18 protein-coding genes and 1 pseudogene are annotated in these 18,295 nt (G+C 46.0%); 8 read left to right on the top strand and 11 right to left on the bottom strand.

What is annotated here, in order from left to right:
* Nucleotides 1-3 precede the first annotated feature (3 nt).
* Nucleotides 4-1,701, bottom strand: a complete 1,698-nt coding sequence (locus EPL05_RS10970) for a sodium:solute symporter (protein ID WP_128534006.1) — start codon at nucleotides 1,699-1,701, stop codon at nucleotides 4-6.
* A gap of 108 nt (nucleotides 1,702-1,809) precedes the next feature.
* Entirely contained in the window at nucleotides 1,810-1,995 is a 186-nt protein-coding gene (locus EPL05_RS10965; protein WP_128534005.1) for a hypothetical protein, read from the bottom strand.
* Between the two features lie 275 nt (nucleotides 1,996-2,270).
* On the opposite strand from EPL05_RS10965, the gene EPL05_RS10960 reads away from it, so the two are divergent.
* On the top strand, nucleotides 2,271-5,132 hold the full coding sequence (locus tag EPL05_RS10960; protein ID WP_128534004.1) for a M16 family metallopeptidase: 2,862 nt from the start codon (nucleotides 2,271-2,273) through the stop codon (nucleotides 5,130-5,132).
* A gap of 71 nt (nucleotides 5,133-5,203) precedes the next feature.
* Here EPL05_RS10960 and EPL05_RS10955 read toward each other — a convergent pair whose 3' ends face one another.
* A complete protein-coding gene (locus EPL05_RS10955) occupies nucleotides 5,204-5,806 on the bottom strand; it encodes a hypothetical protein (RefSeq protein ID WP_128534003.1) in 603 nt (200 codons plus the stop codon).
* Between the two features lie 130 nt (nucleotides 5,807-5,936).
* On the opposite strand from EPL05_RS10955, the gene EPL05_RS10950 reads away from it, so the two are divergent.
* Entirely contained in the window at nucleotides 5,937-6,608 is a 672-nt protein-coding gene (locus tag EPL05_RS10950; protein WP_128534002.1) for a flavin reductase family protein, read from the top strand.
* Between the two features lie 77 nt (nucleotides 6,609-6,685).
* A complete protein-coding gene (locus tag EPL05_RS10945; protein WP_128534001.1) occupies nucleotides 6,686-9,274 on the top strand; it encodes a ligase-associated DNA damage response DEXH box helicase in 2,589 nt (862 codons plus the stop codon).
* Here EPL05_RS10945 and EPL05_RS10940 read toward each other — a convergent pair whose 3' ends face one another.
* The 3 genes from EPL05_RS10940 to dusB form a co-directional block, all read right to left on the bottom strand.
* Nucleotides 9,275-10,414 (bottom strand): NAD(P)/FAD-dependent oxidoreductase, encoded by a 1,140-nt coding sequence (locus tag EPL05_RS10940; protein ID WP_128534000.1) that lies wholly within the window; start codon nucleotides 10,412-10,414, stop codon nucleotides 9,275-9,277.
* Nucleotides 10,415-10,528: 114 nt separating this feature from the next.
* On the bottom strand, nucleotides 10,529-10,915 hold the full coding sequence (apaG, locus tag EPL05_RS10935; RefSeq protein WP_128533999.1) for a Co2+/Mg2+ efflux protein ApaG: 387 nt from the start codon (nucleotides 10,913-10,915) through the stop codon (nucleotides 10,529-10,531).
* Nucleotides 10,916-10,962: 47 nt separating this feature from the next.
* Entirely contained in the window at nucleotides 10,963-11,955 is a 993-nt protein-coding gene (dusB, locus tag EPL05_RS10930; protein WP_128533998.1) for a tRNA dihydrouridine synthase DusB, read from the bottom strand.
* A gap of 37 nt (nucleotides 11,956-11,992) precedes the next feature.
* Between dusB and EPL05_RS10925 the strand changes: the two genes are divergently transcribed.
* From EPL05_RS10925 to EPL05_RS10910, 4 genes and pseudogenes are all read left to right on the top strand, one after another.
* Nucleotides 11,993-12,937, top strand: coding sequence for a CPBP family intramembrane glutamic endopeptidase (locus EPL05_RS10925; protein WP_128533997.1), 945 nt, complete (start codon nucleotides 11,993-11,995; stop codon nucleotides 12,935-12,937).
* Nucleotides 12,918-13,130, top strand: coding sequence for a hypothetical protein (locus EPL05_RS10920; protein ID WP_128533996.1), 213 nt, complete (start codon nucleotides 12,918-12,920; stop codon nucleotides 13,128-13,130). The genes EPL05_RS10925 and EPL05_RS10920 overlap by 20 nt, the downstream gene beginning before the upstream one ends.
* Nucleotides 13,127-13,939, top strand: coding sequence for a phosphatidate cytidylyltransferase (locus EPL05_RS10915; protein WP_128533995.1), 813 nt, complete (start codon nucleotides 13,127-13,129; stop codon nucleotides 13,937-13,939). Before EPL05_RS10920 ends, EPL05_RS10915 begins: the two co-directional genes overlap by 4 nt.
* Nucleotides 13,940-13,976: 37 nt before the next feature.
* Nucleotides 13,977-14,630 (top strand): annotated as a pseudogene (locus EPL05_RS10910) (phosphatidylserine decarboxylase family protein); the annotation flags it as partial.
* A 289-nt stretch (nucleotides 14,631-14,919) separates the two neighbouring features.
* Here EPL05_RS10910 and porN read toward each other — a convergent pair.
* From porN to EPL05_RS24635, 5 genes are all read right to left on the bottom strand, one after another.
* The gene (gene porN, locus EPL05_RS10905) at nucleotides 14,920-16,146 is read right to left on the bottom strand and encodes a type IX secretion system ring subunit PorN/GldN (RefSeq protein WP_243837275.1); all 1,227 of its coding nucleotides are present in this window, start codon (nucleotides 16,144-16,146) and stop codon (nucleotides 14,920-14,922) included.
* 72 nt (nucleotides 16,147-16,218) lie between these two features.
* On the bottom strand, nucleotides 16,219-16,566 hold the full coding sequence (gene rplS, locus EPL05_RS10900; RefSeq protein WP_128533994.1) for a 50S ribosomal protein L19: 348 nt from the start codon (nucleotides 16,564-16,566) through the stop codon (nucleotides 16,219-16,221).
* A gap of 216 nt (nucleotides 16,567-16,782) precedes the next feature.
* Nucleotides 16,783-17,025, bottom strand: a complete 243-nt coding sequence (locus tag EPL05_RS10895) for a hypothetical protein (protein WP_128533993.1) — start codon at nucleotides 17,023-17,025, stop codon at nucleotides 16,783-16,785.
* Nucleotides 17,026-17,032: 7 nt separating this feature from the next.
* The gene (locus EPL05_RS10890) at nucleotides 17,033-17,524 is read right to left on the bottom strand and encodes a hypothetical protein (protein ID WP_128533992.1); all 492 of its coding nucleotides are present in this window, start codon (nucleotides 17,522-17,524) and stop codon (nucleotides 17,033-17,035) included.
* 163 nt (nucleotides 17,525-17,687) lie between these two features.
* Nucleotides 17,688-17,984 (bottom strand): sigma factor, encoded by a 297-nt coding sequence (locus EPL05_RS24635; protein WP_394342727.1) that lies wholly within the window; start codon nucleotides 17,982-17,984, stop codon nucleotides 17,688-17,690.
* Here EPL05_RS24635 and EPL05_RS10880 point away from each other — a divergent pair.
* Nucleotides 17,928-18,230, top strand: coding sequence for a hypothetical protein (locus EPL05_RS10880; RefSeq protein ID WP_128533991.1), 303 nt, complete (start codon nucleotides 17,928-17,930; stop codon nucleotides 18,228-18,230). The genes EPL05_RS24635 and EPL05_RS10880 overlap by 57 nt on opposite strands.
* Nucleotides 18,231-18,295: the final 65 nt, after the last annotated feature.

The following is an 18,295-nucleotide window of genomic DNA, read 5'->3' as shown; positions in this document are numbered from 1 at the left end:
ATCTTAATTAATTGCGGCTTGTTTGGGCTTGATAAAGATATTTAAAATTGCTGCAATTATAATCACCACAATACAACCAATTGGGTTTAGCCACAAATAAGCCACTGTGTTTTTATAGCCCATATAGCAAACAATGGCTTCGGTAACTATAGCGGCTATAAATACCGGGGTGCCCTTTATCTTTTTTAAATAAAAAGCTACCACAAATACGCCCAAAATTGTACCATAAATATACGACCCTAACTGGTTAACAGCCTCCAGCAGGTTACCAATTTTGCTGGCGTAAAGGGCCATACCAATACACACCAGACCCCAAAATACGGTGGCCAGGCGCAGTGCATTTACATAGCTTTTATCGGATGCCCCTGGGCTGATGATACGCTTATAAAAATCAACCGCGGTGGTAGATGCCAGCGAGTTGAGCCCGCTTGCCGTTGAACCCATCGACGCTAAAAATATCACCGCTATAAGCAGCCCAATTAACCCCTTTGGTAAATAGTGGGTAACAAAGGTGAGAAACACGTAGTTGGTGTCATCGGTATTGGCCTTGTCGTTGTTCTTTTTAATAACGGCAATGGCATCGGTGCGGATCTTACCCGCTTCGTTATTGAGGTTGCTTAATTCTGTTTTTGCTTTGTTTATCTGCCCGGCATCATCGCTATCCAGTGCTTTGGCCAGGTTATCGGCTTTTATTTTTCGCTGCTCAAAGGTTTTGTTGTACTGCTCTTCTAACTGGTCAAACTGCGGGGCATAGCTGCTTTTCTTCACCTGCTCCACCTCGTAATTGTTAAAGAAAACCGGCGGGCGGTTAAACTGGTAAAAGCTAAACACCAGCACGCCAACCAGCAGTATCAAAAACTGCATCGGGATCTTTAGCATCCCGTTCATAATAAGCCCAAGGCGGCTATGCTCTACCGAACAACCGGTAAGGTAACGCCCCACCTGGCTTTGGTCGGTACCAAAATAGGCCAGCTGTAAAAAGAAGCCGCCGATAACGCCGCTCCAGATGTTATAGCGGCTGTTGGGGTCGAACTTCCAGTCTATAACGTTCATCCGCCCCAGGTTGCCTGCCATTTTAATAGACTTGATAAACCCAACATCAGATGGCATCAGCATCACTACAAATAGTCCTGCCAAAAACATTCCCGAGAAAATGATGGTCATCTGTAGTAACTGGGTGTAGGATACCGCCTTGCTCCCGCCATAAACGGTGTAAAACAAAACCAGCCCGCCAATAAATAAGGTGGTGTAGGTAATGTTGACATGCAGTATGCCCGACAGAATAATAGATGGCGCGTAAATAGTGATCCCTGTAGATAAGCCCCGCTGTACTAAAAACAACATAGACGTAAGCGTGCGGGTCTTCAAATCGAACCGGGTTTCTAAAAATTCGTACGCGGTATAAACTTTAAGTTTATGAAAAATGGGGACGAAAGTAATGCACAGCACGATCATGGCCAGCGGCAGCCCGAAATAGAATTGCACAAAGCGCATCCCGTCGCTGTAAGCTTGCCCGGGTGCCGAGAGGAAGGTAATGGCGCTGGCTTGCGTAGCCATTACCGATAAACCTACATGGTACCAGGGTAACGAGCGGCTGCCCAGGTATTGGCCTATGTCCTTGTTACTTCCGCTTTTAAAAACACCGTAAACAACGATGGCAAGCAGCGTGCAGCCAAGAACTATCCAGTCGGTTAAGCTCATTCAAAAGAACGTGTAATGAGCCAGAAGATAAAAATCAAAAAAACCAGCCATACAAGCACAACGCCGTAAAACTGGTTCCAGTTTTGTATAAATGAGGGGAGGCTGCTATCAGACCTCTTCACGGCCACTAACCAAAACCTTAATAAATAACCCAGCGGAAAGCAAGCCAAGTATAGCGCCTACAGGTATCCATATAAAGCCACGATCTACAATTGCGCCCACAAAAGCACCGCTAAGTAATGCAACCAGGTAATATACGTAATCAAAGTTTTTCTCTTCTTCGTGATGCGACATAGTGTTGATATTAATTATTCGATTGCAAATTTATATTATTAAACCGTTGATGCCTAATTCAATTATCAATTTTTATAAGTCCGGCTAAATAAAACAATGTGACAAAACCACTACTTAAACTATCGCAAGGGCATAATATTGCCCCGTTTTTAAATATTTGAACCTGTTCCGATGACCACAGTATTTGCTTCCATTCCTACTGTAATTAAGCCCGAAAACAATTTGTAACTACCTCTTTCGTTTTGCATCTTAGCATTCTCATTCTTAATTGATTTATGAACTTTAATAGAAATTTTTCTGTAACCTTAATAGCACTTGCAATTGCTACAACAAGTACTGTTGCACAGGTTAAAAGAAAGCCCACTCCATCGCCAAAAACAAAACCTGTTGCAGCTGCTTTGCAGGTACGCCCGTCCCTGTTGCCAACAGACCCGAACGTGCTTATAGGTAAACTGCCAAATGGCTTAACTTACTACATTCGCCATAACGAACAGCCCAAAAATCGCGCCGAGCTTTATCTTGTGGTAAAAACCGGTTCTATATTAGAAACTGATGCCCAGCAAGGCCTGGCCCACTTTACCGAGCACATGGCCTTCAACGGCACGCGCGATTATCCAAAGAACGAGCTGGTTAACTACCTGCAAAAATCGGGTGTAAAGTTTGGCGCCGATCTTAACGCTTACACCTCTTTCGATGAAACCGTTTACCAGCTGCCTTTACCTACCGATAGCGCCTCCGTGTTCACCAATGGCTTTAATATATTGGCCAACTGGGCGGGCTACGTAAGCTTTGACGCTGCCGAAATTGATAAGGAGCGCGGCGTTGTTTTAGAAGAGGCCCGTCTGCGTGGTAAAAACGCGCAGGAGCGCCTTAGCCTGCAAACATTGCCGGTTATCCTTAATAATTCCAAATATGCATCGCGCTTGCCAATTGGGCAAGAGAGCGTACTAAAAACATTTAACGCTGAAACCATAAAAAGCTTTTACCACGATTGGTACCGGCCAGACCTGCAGGCGATTATTGCCGTGGGCGATTTTGATGTAAAAGTGGTTGAAGAGATCATTAAAAATAAATTTTCGTTGTTAACCAACCCGGCCGGCGAAAAACCGCGCGCTGCGTTTACCGTACCATCAACCCCCGGCACGGTAGTTAAAATTGCTACGGATAAGGAGTTCCCTTACACACTTGCGCAAATTATTGTGAAGCACCCTCAGGCTACGGTTACCAACACAACAACTTATATGCGCAGCCTCCGCATCAACCTGTTTAATTACATGATGAGCGAAAGGCTAAACGAATTATTGCAAAAGCCCGAGCCTCCGTATTTATACGCAAGGGCGAGCTACGCGTCGTTACTTGCCAAGCAAGATGCCTTTTCTTCGGTAGTGATAGCCAAACCCGGCGACCTGGAAAACGCTGTAAAAACAATGGTTGCCGAAACCGAGCGCGCCCGCAAATTTGGGTTTACACTAACCGAACTGGAACGGGCTAAACAAGCCGTTTTGGTACAGGTACAAAACGCTTATAACGAGCGCGACAAAACCAACTCGGCAAATTTTGTGCGCGATTACAGCAAAAACTTTTTATCCGGCGAAGCCATCCCCGGTATTGAGTTTGAGTACAATTACATTGCAACCAACATTAACAAAATTGGCACTGCCGATATGAACGTTTTGGCGGGCCAGTTCATCAGCGATCAAAACCGTGTTATTATAATAGAAGGCCCGGAGAAAGACAAGGATAAGCTACCCAACGAAAAAACAATATTAGGCTGGATAAGCACCGCCGGTACCGGCGTAACCGCTTATGTGGATAATGTTACCAGCAGGCCATTGATGGAAAAAACGCCTGCCCGCGGTAAAATTGTAAGCGAAACAACAGACGAGGCCATAGGAACTACCACATTGGTTTTGGAGAATGGCTTAAAGGCGATCTTAAAACCAACTAAGTTTAAAAACGACCAGATCATGGTAAATGGTTATAGCTTTGGCGGCACCTCATTAGCCAGCGACCAGGATTTCACGTCGGCTAACTTGGCTGCCCCAATTATAGGCGGCAGCGGCATTGCCGATTTTAACCAAGGCCAGCTTGATAAAATGCTTGCCGGTAAAAACGTAAGCGTAAACACCTACATAAGCGATATTACACAGGGCATCAGCGCCAACACATCGCCAAAAGATTTTGAAACGGCTATGCAGCTGATCAACCTTTACTTTACCCAGCCTCGCAAGGATGAGGATATCTGGAAAGGTAATATCAGCCAAACACGTTCTATCCTCACTAACCGTGGGCTGGACCCGGGAAGCGTTTACCAAGACACCGTTTCTGCCGTGCTGAGCAATTATAATATGCGGTCGATGGTTACCACGCTGGCTAATTTAAACTCGGCCAGCTTAGATAAGGCCTATAATTTTTACAAAGACCGTTTTGCCGATGCAAGCGGCTTTACCTTCACTTTTGTGGGCAACTTTGATATAGAGGTTTTAAAACCATACATCGAATCGTACCTGGGCTCGCTTCCATCAACAAACAAAAAAGAAAAATATAAAGACCTGGGCATCCACCCGCCTGCAGGGCAGTTAACCAAAACGGTTTACAAGGGCCTTGATGATAAAGCCACCGTACAGATGGTATTTAGCGGCACTTACGAGTACAACGAAACCAACAACATCCAACTGGATGCATTGGAAGAGGTGATGAACATTAAGCTTACCGAGCGCCTGCGCGAACAGGAAAGCGGTGTTTATGCGCCGGGTGTAAGGATCTCTTACGCTAAAATTCCATCGGGCAGGTACACGGCAACCATTTACTTCACCTGCGGCAGCGCCAATGTTGATAAACTGATAGCTGCCACTATGGACGAGATAAGCAAACTTAAATTGAATGGCGCAACCCCGGCCGACATACAAAAATTCGTTGCCGAAGAGGCTCGCTCTACACAGGTTCAGTTAAAGGAAAATGTATTTTGGGCCGGATATCTTGGTGGTGCGTCACAAAACGGCCAAAATCCAGACGACATTTTAAAGCACGTGAGCAGCCTGGAGCAGATCACTGTGGAAAGCACCAAACAAACCGCTGCTAAATATTTAAACACCACCAACCTGGTGAAACTTATATTAATGCCGGAGAAAAAATAAGCTCCGTTATTAATAAAAACAAGCAAGGCCCGGCGATAAATCAGGCCTTGCTTGTTTTATAGTTTTAATGCTTAGTGCATATTCAAATAAGTATCCGCTGCGGAGTTGGGTTTATGTACCAATATACTCACGCATTTACCGTTCTCATCTATTTCAAACGAAATCCCTTTCGCCATGTCAGTATATATTTTAATGCTTCGGCCATTTCTTTTATAACCGTTGCCTTCCTTAAGCGTGTAATACTTGCCAATATCTTTTATGTTATTGCCTGTACTGATATACTCACCCGTTTTAAACCATGGCGAGGTCACCAGTATTTTTTTGATGCGGCTAACCGGCTCGTCCTTGCCGCCCATATCCCGGCGACTAAAAATACTGGTTTGATAACCGGCAGTATCATGGTCGGCATACCAGGTGGCCAACTGGCTGCCCATGGCCGCGTCGCCTGTATCCGGGCGGCCAAGTAGCTGCATTACCGAATCGGCGCTGCCCTCCAGTTTAATATGCCCTATGCTTTCACCAGGGCTAATCAGCTGTTCGGCGGGGATGGCTTTCACCTCCGTAGTGTCCGGCAGGTTGGGGGTCTCGTTGCCCACTGCGTCGCTGCCTTTTTGCTTGCACGCTACAGCGAACAGCATTGCAAAAAGTATCGTCAAACATGTATAGCGCTTCATCCCTTTTAATCTTTTTGTTGAACCCTTTACTTATAACTATAAAACCCGCCTTTTGTTAGAGACATACTCAGCAAGAATCGGGTTCCCTCCTGGTAACGGCTGTACTACTTTTGTTTTATAAAATCAAAGTATGCATATTAAAAGTCAAACATCTATCTTGTACTTCGGCACGCCGGTAGTGCTTGTCAGCACAAAAAACGAAAACCAAACAGATAATCTCGCGCCCATGTCGTCCATTTTCTGGTTGGGTTGGCGTTGTATCATCGGCCTGGCGGCGGCCTCTAAAACAACACAAAACCTATTACGTACAAGGGAGTGCGTATTAAACCTCCCATCGGTACACCAAGCAGGCGCGGTTAATTTGCTGGCCAAAACCACGGGCAGCAACCCGGTTCCCATCGGTAAAGTGCAAAAGGGCTACCGGTATCACCAGGACAAGTTTGAACTTGCGGGCTTAACCAAACAAACATCAGAAACCGTGCAGGCACCAAGAGTTAACGAATGCCCGGTGCAAATGGAGGCAGTGGTTGAAGCAGTACACGGCCTTGCCGAACACGACGCCGATATGCGTGGGAAGATTCTAACTTTTGAATTGCTGATAAAACGCGTTTACCTGGATGAGTCGATATTAATGGACGGCCACCCCAATCACGTAGACCCCGACACATGGAAACCGCTTATCATGAGTTTTCAGCAATTTTATGGGCTGGGCGAACAGGTGCATCCATCAACCCTTGCCGAAATACCAGAGCATTTGTATAACACGCCCGATAGAGAGAAGGCTCTCGATAGAACCGGCTAACTGAAACAGTATAAATAAAAGCCCCGGTACTTTGATACCAACGCAACTTATTCCAATTTGCGTTGTATAATAAGGGCATGGCAACAAAAGGGCAGCAGGTAATTCAGCAATGGTACAAGCAAAAGGCATGGAAGCAGTTCCCGTTTCAAAAAGAAATGGAGGAAGCCTATTTGTCGGGCTTTTCGGGCTTGCTGAACGCGCCTACGGGCAGCGGTAAAACCTTTGCCTTGTTCCTGCCCTTCCTGGCCGATTTTATTAATAAGCATCCCGATACCTATACTACAAAAAGCAATAATGGCCTGCTGATGCTTTGGATAACACCCCTGAGGGCGCTCACCAACGATATCCGCAAGGCGATGCAGGAAACCTGCGACGAGATCGGCCTTCCCTGGCGCATCATGACGCGCACCGGAGACACCTCCGCAGCAGAGAAAGCCGCCCTCAAAAGAAAACTGCCCGAAGTACTGCTCACTACCCCCGAAAGTTTGCACCTGATGCTCGCCCAAAAAGAATATCCAAAGGTATTCTCCGGCCTGCAGGTAATGGTGTGCGATGAGTGGCACGAACTATTAGGCACCAAACGCGGCGTACAGGTAGAACTTGGGCTGAGCAAGCTGAAAGCCCTAAGCGCAAACCAAAAAGCGGAAGAGAACCAAGCAGGCAACCACTCACCACTCACCACTCACAACTCACAACTAAGAGTTTGGGGTATCTCTGCCACCATTGGCAACCTGGAGCAGGCCGCCGAGGTTTTGCTTGGGAATGATTTTCCGCCGGAACAGATCCGCATGGTGCGGGCCAATATTATTAAAAAGCTGGTGATAGAATCTGTGATACCCGAGAATATAGAGAATTACTCCTGGGCGGGGCATATCGGCGTAAAATTGCTGCCACAGGTGATGAAGATAGTAGCCAAAAGCAAGACCACGCTGATATTTACCAACACCCGCTCGCAGGCGGAGATCTGGTACCATGCTATTATTGATAATTATCCCGAGTACGCTGGCATTATGGCCATGCACCACGGCTCGCTGGATAACGAGCTGCGCAACTGGGTGGAACAGGCCCTCCATGCCGAAGCGCTAAAAGTGGTGGTATGTACATCCAGCCTGGACCTTGGCGTGGATTTCAGGCCGGTGGATACCGTCGTACAAGTGGGCAGCCCTAAAGGTGTTGCCCGTTTTATGCAGCGTGCCGGGCGAAGCGGGCACGCCCCCGGCGCTATCTCTAAGGCCTATTTTGTGCCTACCCATTCTTTGGAGTTACTGGAGGGGGCTGCGCTTAAACAAGCGATTAAAAACGGCTTATTTGAAAGCCGCGATCCGATGCTGCTCACCATGGATGTGCTGATTCAATACATGGTTACGCTGGCCGTTTCGGAAGGTTTTAGGGCAGATGAATTATATAAAGAAGTAAAATCAACCTTTGCCTTTGCCGATCTGAGGCGTGACGAGTTTAACCAACTGCTTGATTTTATTACCAACGGTGGCAAAACCCTTGCCCAATACGACGAGTTTTTAAAGGTTGAGGTCGAGAACGGCTTATTTAAAGTGAATAACCGCCGGGTAGCCATGCGGCACCGCCTTAGCATCGGTACCATTACCAGCGAGCTCAGCATCCGGGTAAAATGGCTTAGCGGCGGCAGCCTGGGTACGCTGGAAGAGGGCTTTATATCGAAACTAAAACCGGGTAATACGTTTTGGTTTGCGGGGCGCAGCCTGGAGTTTATCAAGGTAAAAGAAATGACGGCCTACGTAAAAAAATCTACCAAAACCAAGGGCCTGATACCCAGCTGGGCGGGCGGGCGGATGCCGCTTTCCTCGCAACTCTCTGCTGTTTTCCGTGACAAGCTGGACGAAGTGGCGCATGGGGTAGAAGCGGATATAGAGGTGAAAGCCCTGAAGCCATTGTTCGATCTGCAAAGTAAGTTATCGCATTTGCCACAAAGCCATGAATTTTTAATAGAGTCGTTCAAATCCCGCGAGGGGCACCATTTACTTTTTTACCCTTTCGAGGGCAGACTGGTGCACGAGGGCATGGCGAGTTTACTGGCCTTCCGCATCTCCAAAATAAAACCAGCCAGCTTCTCCATCGCCATGAATGATTATGGCTTTGAACTGTTGGCGGATGAGGATATCCCGATCGAACAAGCCTTGGAAGATACCGATTTCTTCTCTATCAACAACCTGATAGAAGACATCCAAAACAGCCTCAACGCCAACGAAATGACTCGCCGTCGTTTCCGTGATATTGCTCACATCGGGGGGCTGGTGTTTACAGGCTACCCTGGCCAACCCATGAAAAACAAGCATTTACAGGCCTCCACGTCGTTGCTGTTTGAAGTGTTTAACGAGTACGAGCCGGATAATTTATTGGTGCGCCAAGCTTACAACGAGGCTTTGGCTTTCCAATTGGAAGAATTTAGATTGCGGGCGGCCTTGCAGCGCATCGCCACGCAAAGCATTGTTTTAAAAACCATAGAGCGCCCTACACCCTTCGCGTTCCCGATAATGGTAGATAGCCTTGGCCGCGAAAAATTAACTACCGAAACCATGGAGGAGCGCATCTCCAAAATGGCCCGCCGCTATGGCGCCGATGAAGTTGATGTTCCCGAGCCGGCACCGCGCGCCCGCAAGGTGGGCATCACCCGCAAAAAGGGATTCTGATCAGCTATTCAGCAACAGATCGGCGACTTCTTCGCCTACCAGACTGCCCATGGCCACACCCATTCCGTTGCAGCGTACCGCGCAGTAGATGTTTGGCTCCACCTGTTTTACAATAGGGCTAATGTCTTCCCCAAAACCCATAATACCGCTCCACCAGTAATCAATTTCTGCATTTTGCCCGGGAAGGATAACTTCGTTGAGATACTTTACTAAGCTTTGCTTCACGGCATCCGTATGGCCGAACTCAGCGGTTTCTTCGGCAGCAAAATTAAGATTGCGCCCTCCCCCAAACAGTACCCGCCCATCAATATTGCGGAAGTAGTAATACCCTTCGTTAAAATGATAAGTGCCCTGCAATTTTAATCCGGGGATAGGCTTGGTAACCAATACCTGCCCGCGCCCGGGGATAACTTTAAGTTCGGGAAATAACTGGCTGGCAAAAGCGTTGGTCGCCAATATTACTTTAGCTGCTTTAAAGGCTCCATGTGATGTGTTCACTTGGATATGGTCATCTTCGTGTGTCACCGAGGTTGTTGCGCAGTTGTTTAAAACCACCACATCCTTTTGGTAGCATTTATTAAGGAGAGTGCGCATCATTTTACCAGTATGTATTTGCCCCTCAAAGGGGTTGTAAATCATCCGGCTTACGCCGCCAATGCCAAAACCTGTAATTTTTTCATTCGCTAATGAATAAATGTCATGCCCGTTAATGGCGTTCTTTAACAAATTATTCAGGTAGTCTATCTTCCCGATGCATTCATCGGCATAACTTTCTTCGCCCTGAATAAATAGTTCGTGGCCGCCGTGCTGATGGTAATCAATATTCTCATCGCCAAGGTTTTGCCTTAGGCGCTGCAAGCCCCGCCATTTGTAGTTTACTAACCGGGCTACCTCTTCTTCGGAGGAGTGTGTTAAGGACGATAGCTGCTCGGAAACGGTGCCAAAACAAGCAAATCCGGCGTTTTTTGTGCTTGCGCCGCTGGGTAGAAAGCCCCGCTCCAGCACCAGGACTTTTAAATTTGGTTCGCGGGTTTTCAAATGCAGGGCCGCGCTCAGGCCTACAATGCCGCTGCCGATGATAATTACATCGGCATTATCAATAAACGCTGTACGCTCCCAATAGGAAAAGTTTTGTTCCAAAATCAAATGTAAAATTAATATGGAAACGTATGAAATTAAACGCCGGGATGAACAATAAAAAGCCCCCGTTTCGTGACTAAAACGGGGGCTCTACTAATCTTGGCTCTTATATACTTAATTGTACCTATACGGTGCTACCAGATAAAACTCAGGTATTTGTACGTTGAAGAGGGAGCTATCTAACAGGCGTTCCATCTGGTATTCGCCTTTCATGCTGCCCATATCGGTTTTCAGGTTACAGCCCGATACGTATTCGTGGGAAGTTCCGGGTTCAATAATGGGTTGCTGGCCTACCACCCCTTCGCCTTCTACTTCGCGCTTGGCACCATTAGAATCGAAGATATACCAATGGCGGCTTAGCAGGCGCACGGCATAATTGCTCATGTTCTCTATATTCACCCGGTAGGCAAACATAAAGTGGTCGTTAGCCGGGTTAGAATATTCGGGCTGGTAAATTGTTTCAACTGAAACCTTAACACCTTCAGTTATGGTAGTAGCCATTGCTTGTTAATCTCTTTTAATTCAAATATATAGCATCCAAACAAATATTACGCCATTTCAAACGCATATTTTTTGTCAACCTCTGCTAAAATATCCATGATCTCTTCTACGGTGCCTGCGGTAACAAGTTTCATCCTAAACTCCTTAAAATCGGGCACACCTTTAAAATAGTTACTGTAATGGCGGCGCATCTCAAAAATACCAGTGCGAGGGCCTTTCCATTCCATTGATTTTTGCAGGTGGGTTTTGCAAACTTCTATGCGCTCGGCAATGGTTGGCTTATCCAGATGCTCGCCGGTTTTAAAGTAGTGCTTTATCTCGCGGAAGATCCATGGGTAACCAATGGCAGCGCGACCGATCATCATACCGTCCACTTCAAACTGCATCCGCCATTCGGCTGCTTTCTCCGGCGAATCGATATCTCCGTTCCCGAAGATGGGGATCTTAATACGCGGATTCTTTTTAATATCGTGTATCAGGCTCCAATCGGCAACACCCTTGTACATTTGCGAACGGGTACGCCCGTGTATGGTGAGTGCCTTTATACCCACATCCTGCAGCCGTTCGGCAACTTCGTAAACGTTTTTGGTGCTATCGTCCCAGCCGAGGCGGGTTTTTACAGTCACGGGTAAATGCGTAGCGCCAACAACCGCTTTGGTCATGGCTACCATTTTATCAATATCCTGTAGCAAGCTTGCGCCTGCGCCACGGCATGCAACCTGTTTTACCGGGCAGCCGTAGTTGATATCCATCAGGTCGGGCCCTGCAAGGCTCGCAATCTCGGTTGCTTCGCGCATGTGGTCGATATCGCTGCCGAAGATCTGGATGCCAATTGGACGCTCGTACTCAAATATATCCAGTTTCTGGCGGCTTTTGGCGGCATCGCGTATCAATCCCTCCGAAGAAATAAACTCCGTATACATCATATCCGCGCCATTTTGCTTGCACACGTAACGGAAAGGCGGATCGCTCACGTCTTCCATCGGTGCCAGCAGCAGCGGGAATTCCCCTAAATCTATATTTCCTATTTGTACCGACATGAATTATATTCGTACAAATTTACGAAATTTAAGCTAAATGGTAAAACAGCCTGTAAATCAGCTATCGCCGGGCAGGCAATTGCTTTATTTCCTCCTTCTTTTTGCAGGGATATTTATCGTTTGTAATGTAGTGGGTGCCTTTGGTATAGCCGGAATGTATGGCGCTAACCTGCTCCGGGATATCGGAGCCTTAAACTTCCGCAACCCGAATGTTGGGCAGGCCTTGTACCTTTTGCAGATCATCGCCATGACCTTCCCCATTTTTATTTCGTCGGTAATCTTCGCGCGGTTTGTGGTGAAGGAGCCTAAGGATCTGATGGGCGTGGCAAAGCCCTTTCCATGGCAAACGCTGATAGTGGTGTTTTTTATTATGATGCTATGCTTGCCGCTGATAGAATTATTGAGCCGCGTAAACCAGCACCTTAACTTGCCGGCAAGCCTTAAAGGCTTGGAAAAAATGATCCGCGAGAGCGAAGACCGCGCGCAAAAACTGACCGAAGCTATCCTGAAAATGAATACCATCGGCGATATGCTTAAAAACCTGCTGCTTGTGGGTTTGCTTACCGCCATCGCCGAAGAGTTTATGTTTCGCGGGGTGTTGCAGCCTATTTTGTACCGGTGGACAAAAAACCAGCATGTAGCTGTTTGGGTAACCGCCGCCATCTTCAGCGCTTTCCACCTGGAGTTTTTTGGTTTTCTTCCGAGGGTGCTTTTAGGTGGTTTAATGGGATACTTCGCTATATGGAGCGGCAGCATCTGGCCGGCGGTGTGGGCACACTTTGTAAATAATGGGAGCGCCGTAATTGTAACATATTTGTATCAGCAGAAAAAAATAAAGATAAACCCCGACGACACACACACATTTACTTACAGTGGCTATATATTTAGCGCGATAATTGTTATAATTTTGCTGTTAGTTTACAAAAACATAACATCGGGCAAAAAGCAGGCTGTTAACATTAATGGAGAAGAACTGGGTTAAAATTTTTACATCCACCAATTTTTATCAATCAGAAATTGTTAAGCAAATGCTTACCGGCCACCACATTGATGCTGTTTTGCTTAACCGGCAGGCATCATCCCATCACGATTTTGGCGACATTGAAGTGTACATTCACCAGGAAAACTTTAGCACTGCCGTTGAAATAATGATATTGAACCAATTGAACTTATGAAGACACGCGCCATCACAGGCTTCTTTTTTATTATTGTAATGTTAGGCTCTGTATTGCTGGGCCATTATCCTTTCGGAATATTTTACCTGGTGCTTTGCCTGCTTTGCCTGCACGAATTCTATGGGCTTAATATCAAAAGCGGCATACAACCCAACAGAGCAGCGGGGTTTATTAACGCGGTGCTTATTTATGGCATTTTCGCGTTCATTACTTACCAGGATAGCCCATTATTGCACAAATTGTTGTTTTTGATAACCATATCAATCAGCGCAATTTTCATACAAGAGTTGTTTAAGCTGTCAGTTTCGCCGTTTACCAATATCGCTTACACACTTGGGGGGCTGGTATTGGTTTGCTTACCGTTTACCTTTTTTCATGCGCTGGCATATGTTAAGGGAGCTTTTAATTTCCATTTTCCCTTAGCTTTTTTGCTGATGCTTTGGTCTAATGATACCGGTGCTTATTTAGTGGGCCGTGCCTTTGGCCGTACCAAACTGTTTGAGCGCCACTCGCCCAAGAAAACCTGGGAAGGCTTTATAGGCGGGGTTTTAATAGCCGCCATAGTAGGCTTTATTATCAGCCTGTACTTTACCGATCTGCCCTGGAACCAATGGGTATCCATCGCCATCATCATCGGCTGCTTTGGCACCCTGGGCGATTTGGTGGAATCCATGTTTAAGCGGAGTATCAACATAAAAGACTCGGGCGGCATATTGCCTGGTCACGGCGGTTTGCTGGATAGGTTCGACGGTTTTTTAATTGCCGCGCCAATTGTGTACACATACCTGTACTTTGTAGTAAATGTTTAGTTTTGTAATAATATTTTTAACCAATATATAAGCTCGTATGACTATCCATAAAGAAGGATATACCTCCATAGCCTTGTCCGTTTTGTTCATAGCTGTTGTGAATGCGCTGATCCAGTTTTACCTCCCCGATGCCAATACACTAAAATGGGTGGTTTATATTCTGTCGGCCCTGTTGTTTTTTATCATCCTACAATTCTTCCGCAGCCCTATACTGGCCATAAATGCCGAAGAAACCCAGGTGCTTTGCCCTGCCGACGGTAAGGTTGTGGTAATTGAAGAAACCGTGGAAACAGAGTTTTTTAAGGATAAACGTATCCAGATCTCGGTATTTATGTCGCCCATTAACGTACACATTAACCGTAACCCCATCAGCGGCTTTGTAAAATACTTTAAATACCACCCGGGCAAATACCTGGTGGCGTGGCACCCAAAATCGTCTACAGAGAACGAGCGCACCACTGTAGTTACCGAAAACAGTGAGGGTGTAGCGGTACTGTTCCGCCAGATAGCGGGTGCTTTGGCCCGCCGTATTGTATGGTATGTAAAAGAAGGCGACCAGGTACAACAAGGGCATCAGTTTGGCTTTATTAAGTTTGGCTCGAGGGTGGATATCTTTTTACCGCTCAACACTAAAATAAATGTTGCTATTAACGATGTTGTTAAAGGAGGCCGCACTATATTGGCCGAATTGCCATCCGTTGGTACATTTGTAGATATTGACGACGTGCCCGATGAAGTACAAATTCCCAACTTTACAGAGCCCTCAACAGTACCGCTATCTAACGCGCATGGCAAGCCTACCATGATTGTTGAACATGAAGATATGCCGAAAAAAACAAAGAAAGGCCCGCAGGCTAAAACAGCCCCTAAAGAGAAATTCGCGAAGCCGAAGAAATAGTGAGTGGTTGATTAGGTGGGTAGTTGTTTTTATGCTATTTGTCGAAATAAGAACCACTCACTTAATCAACCACTCACCAACCTTAATACTGCCACAGCCCAAGCTCCCAGCCTTTCAGGTTTAGCTTTTGCCGTTCGCCCTCGTAAAGCTTATCAATGCCCTGCGCATAATCGCGAATGCGCTCATCCCTGTCGTTAGATTGTTTGATGATGTAGCTGGTAAAAAGTCTTTTCATAAACACATCATCAAAGCTTAGGCCGGTGGCATCGCTTCCACGGTTCACAGCTTCCTTGGTGGCAAGTATGCTGCGCGCCTCGGGGAAATAGATCCAAAACGCGGGCTGATATTCGTTATTAGTTACACCTCCCGCCGTTTTAATTTTTATAAGCGGCGCAATGCCAATAATACGCGGTTCAAAAATGCCGCGTTGTTTATCGTACAGCCAATCCTCTTTTAGGCGAAACTTTACAATATCGTCGGGGTTAAACTCTCCGGCAACAATTTTAGAAGCTGTTTTTTCACCTGTTTTTTTATCTATCACATCTACTACGCTGCTATCGGCAAGCCTGCGGAGTGCCTGGGCCACGGTTAAGCGTTTGGAGAAAGCATCTCCATTAAGGTCATCTTTGGTAGAGGTAGGGTCGTAGGCTACCACGTCCCTTTTTTCTACCGCGGTAAGCAAAACATCCATCAATCGCTGCTTGGGCGATGCCAGGTATTGGTTCATTTTTTCGCGCAAGTCTATCTCGCGCCAAACGCGTTTTGCAAACACCAAATCGGCCTCGCGCGTGTTGGCATAAGTTGCTGGTTTTGTTGAATTTGCGATGTTGCTTTTGCGGTAATAACCATCCAGCGGGCGAATAAACGCGGGTTTCACAATAGTAAACCGGCCTGGTTCGCAAACACTGTTAAGGTATTCTTTTCCATTAAAAGATCTTTCGCTCGTCCAGGTGCCGTCAACAACAAACAGCGTGTTCAGCGAATCTACCGTGAAGGTACCTTTCATTTTTTTGAGGCAAAATTCGTACTTGCCGCTTTCGCAATCGCAGCTTACGCCTTTGTACTCTTCCAGCACCACGTTTTTACCATCAACGGTTCCCTGCAGGGCAAAAACAACCTTATGGTTATCTACTGTAGTAAAGGTGGAGGTACCTACAAGGTTTTTACCGGTTTGTACCAGATCTATCTCCAGCTTAAATTTAACATCGCGGTTATTCTGGGGCAACTCGCCCAGCCATTTACCCGTTAAGTTTTGCCCAAAAGCAGTGTTCCCTATCAAAAAAGCAGCTACAAAAAATACGTATTTCATCAGCAAACCGGGTTGAAACAAAAAAAGCCTTTCTGCAAAATGCAGAAAGGCCTTAATATACAAAAATGTAAATTAAACTCTTTTTGATTTGATACGGGCTGCTTTACCGGTAAGGGCACGCAGATAGAACAATTTGGCACGGCGTACTTTACCAACACTGTTCACTTCAATTTTATCGATATTTGGAGAGTTGTAAGGGAATATACGCTCTACACCTATACCGTTAGAAACTTTACGCACGGTAAAAGTTTCGCTGTTGCCAACGCTATTACGTTGTAGTACAACACCTTGGTAAAGTTGTATACGTTCTTTGTTACCTTCTCTGATTTTATAATACACGCTAACAGTGTCACCGGCTTTAAAAGCGGGAAATTGATTCTTAACTACTGATTGCTCTTCTACAAATTTTACTAAATCCATGATTTTTAGCTCTTAAAGCGACTTTTAACCCGTAAAAATCGGAGTGCAATAATAGGGATTTTATTTGAAATAAAAAAGTATGTTTTAAAAATTTCCACATTTTATGTTTTATGCACAAAATCAGGTTGGCGACGAGTCCCTTAGCCCGCCTTTAAACGCCTAAACATTTATCGTACAGTAGCAAAGCAAATGTCAATGCAAGCTTCTGTTTACTCATCAGAGAGATAGAGGGCCAGCGGGCTTCTTCTCGGTAAAATAGGCCACTATCGTGTATGCCAATCCTATCAACAAAAAGTTAAACACAAAGTTAATAAGCATATCGCTTACCAAATGCGAGCGGCTGTCGATATCGATAAAAGCGTAAACGGCATACAGTAACGCGGCGGCAAATATAAGCCATCCAATGATAGACGCAGGCAAATAAACGATGCCTTTGCGGGTGAACCAGTTTAATTTCATGATGAGGTTATTTTGTGATTGAGATATTTTCTGTCATGGCGAAAGCGATGAACAACGCTGATGTAAGCAGGCTGAGCACGATGAGCAGCACATTCCACCACCTGATGCGGATAGTGAAGCTAAATTCTTTGTATTTGCGCGCCTCATCCACCGCCTTATATTGCACACGGGTAATGGAAAGCACATTGATGATAATGCAACCTATCGGCATTATGATGAGCACTATCGGCGCCAGGAAATCGAGCCAGGGGTTGTCATCAAGCCTAATAATGATATTGAACATTGCCTCAAACCAGTTACGTTGCCCGTGCGAGTAATAATACATAAACACACGGAACAAAAAGTAGCAGGGCACGGCAATAAGCCAGGTGCCAAGGGCCGCTGAGCGGTTGGCATTCATGATGGCTATTTTAACGCTGTTTTGGTGGTGTGCCGACGGATCGGCACTTGGGACTTGCAGGTTTTCCATTTCTTTTAAAAATTCGTCTTTATCTTTCATTGTTATATCTCTATAATGTGTAAATGATAATTGGTTGCAGCGTTAAAGCATATCTCTTAGTTTCTCCAGTCCGCGCGAAAGCAGCGATTTAACCGTTCCTTCGTTTTTATCCAGTATGTTGCTTATGTGGTATTGGTTTTTTGTTCAAAGTAGCGCAGTGAGATCACCCCCTGGTATTATCCAGTTTAAGTAGATTTACGCGCACCTGGTTGTAGGCGCTCAGGTCCTTCATTTCCTTTTCTATAATTTCTTTTTCATTACCGGCCTGTGCATGCAGTAGTTTGGCCATCCCGGGTTCTTCCAGTAATTGCTGTAGCGATTGTGGCTGATACTTTTGCTTGCGGGAATACTGGTTAAGCTCGTTGGTAGCAATGCGGTAGATCCACGAGGAAAGGCTGACGCCATGCCAGCTAAAGCGCCCTATGTTGAGGTAAGCTTTCAGGAATGTTTCGGCAGCAATGTCGCGGGAGAGGTTGTAATCGGCAGTACGGCGATAGATATAACCGAATACCGGGGCTTACCAAATATCAAAAACATCGCCAAACACAGCTGGGTTATCCCGGCATCGCTGTATAAGCTGTTGTTCTTTTTTGGCATCCCCTGTATGTATAATGCAAAAATGGAATTTGGTTGCATGGCCATCGGCGGGCCCCCAAGCCCCCTGAAGGGGGAGCTTTTGAAACGCTTAAAGACTATGTTCTGTTAGCCGAAACTTCATAGACATTATGTAAACTTCTATTCCCACTTCAGGGGTTAAAGGGCTCGCCGAAA

The organism is Mucilaginibacter gilvus, from assembly GCF_004054195.1.
In the GTDB taxonomy this organism is placed as follows: domain Bacteria; phylum Bacteroidota; class Bacteroidia; order Sphingobacteriales; family Sphingobacteriaceae; genus Mucilaginibacter; species Mucilaginibacter gilvus.
Note: the sequence above shows the minus strand (reverse complement) of the source record. Positions and strands in the feature narration are given on the sequence as shown.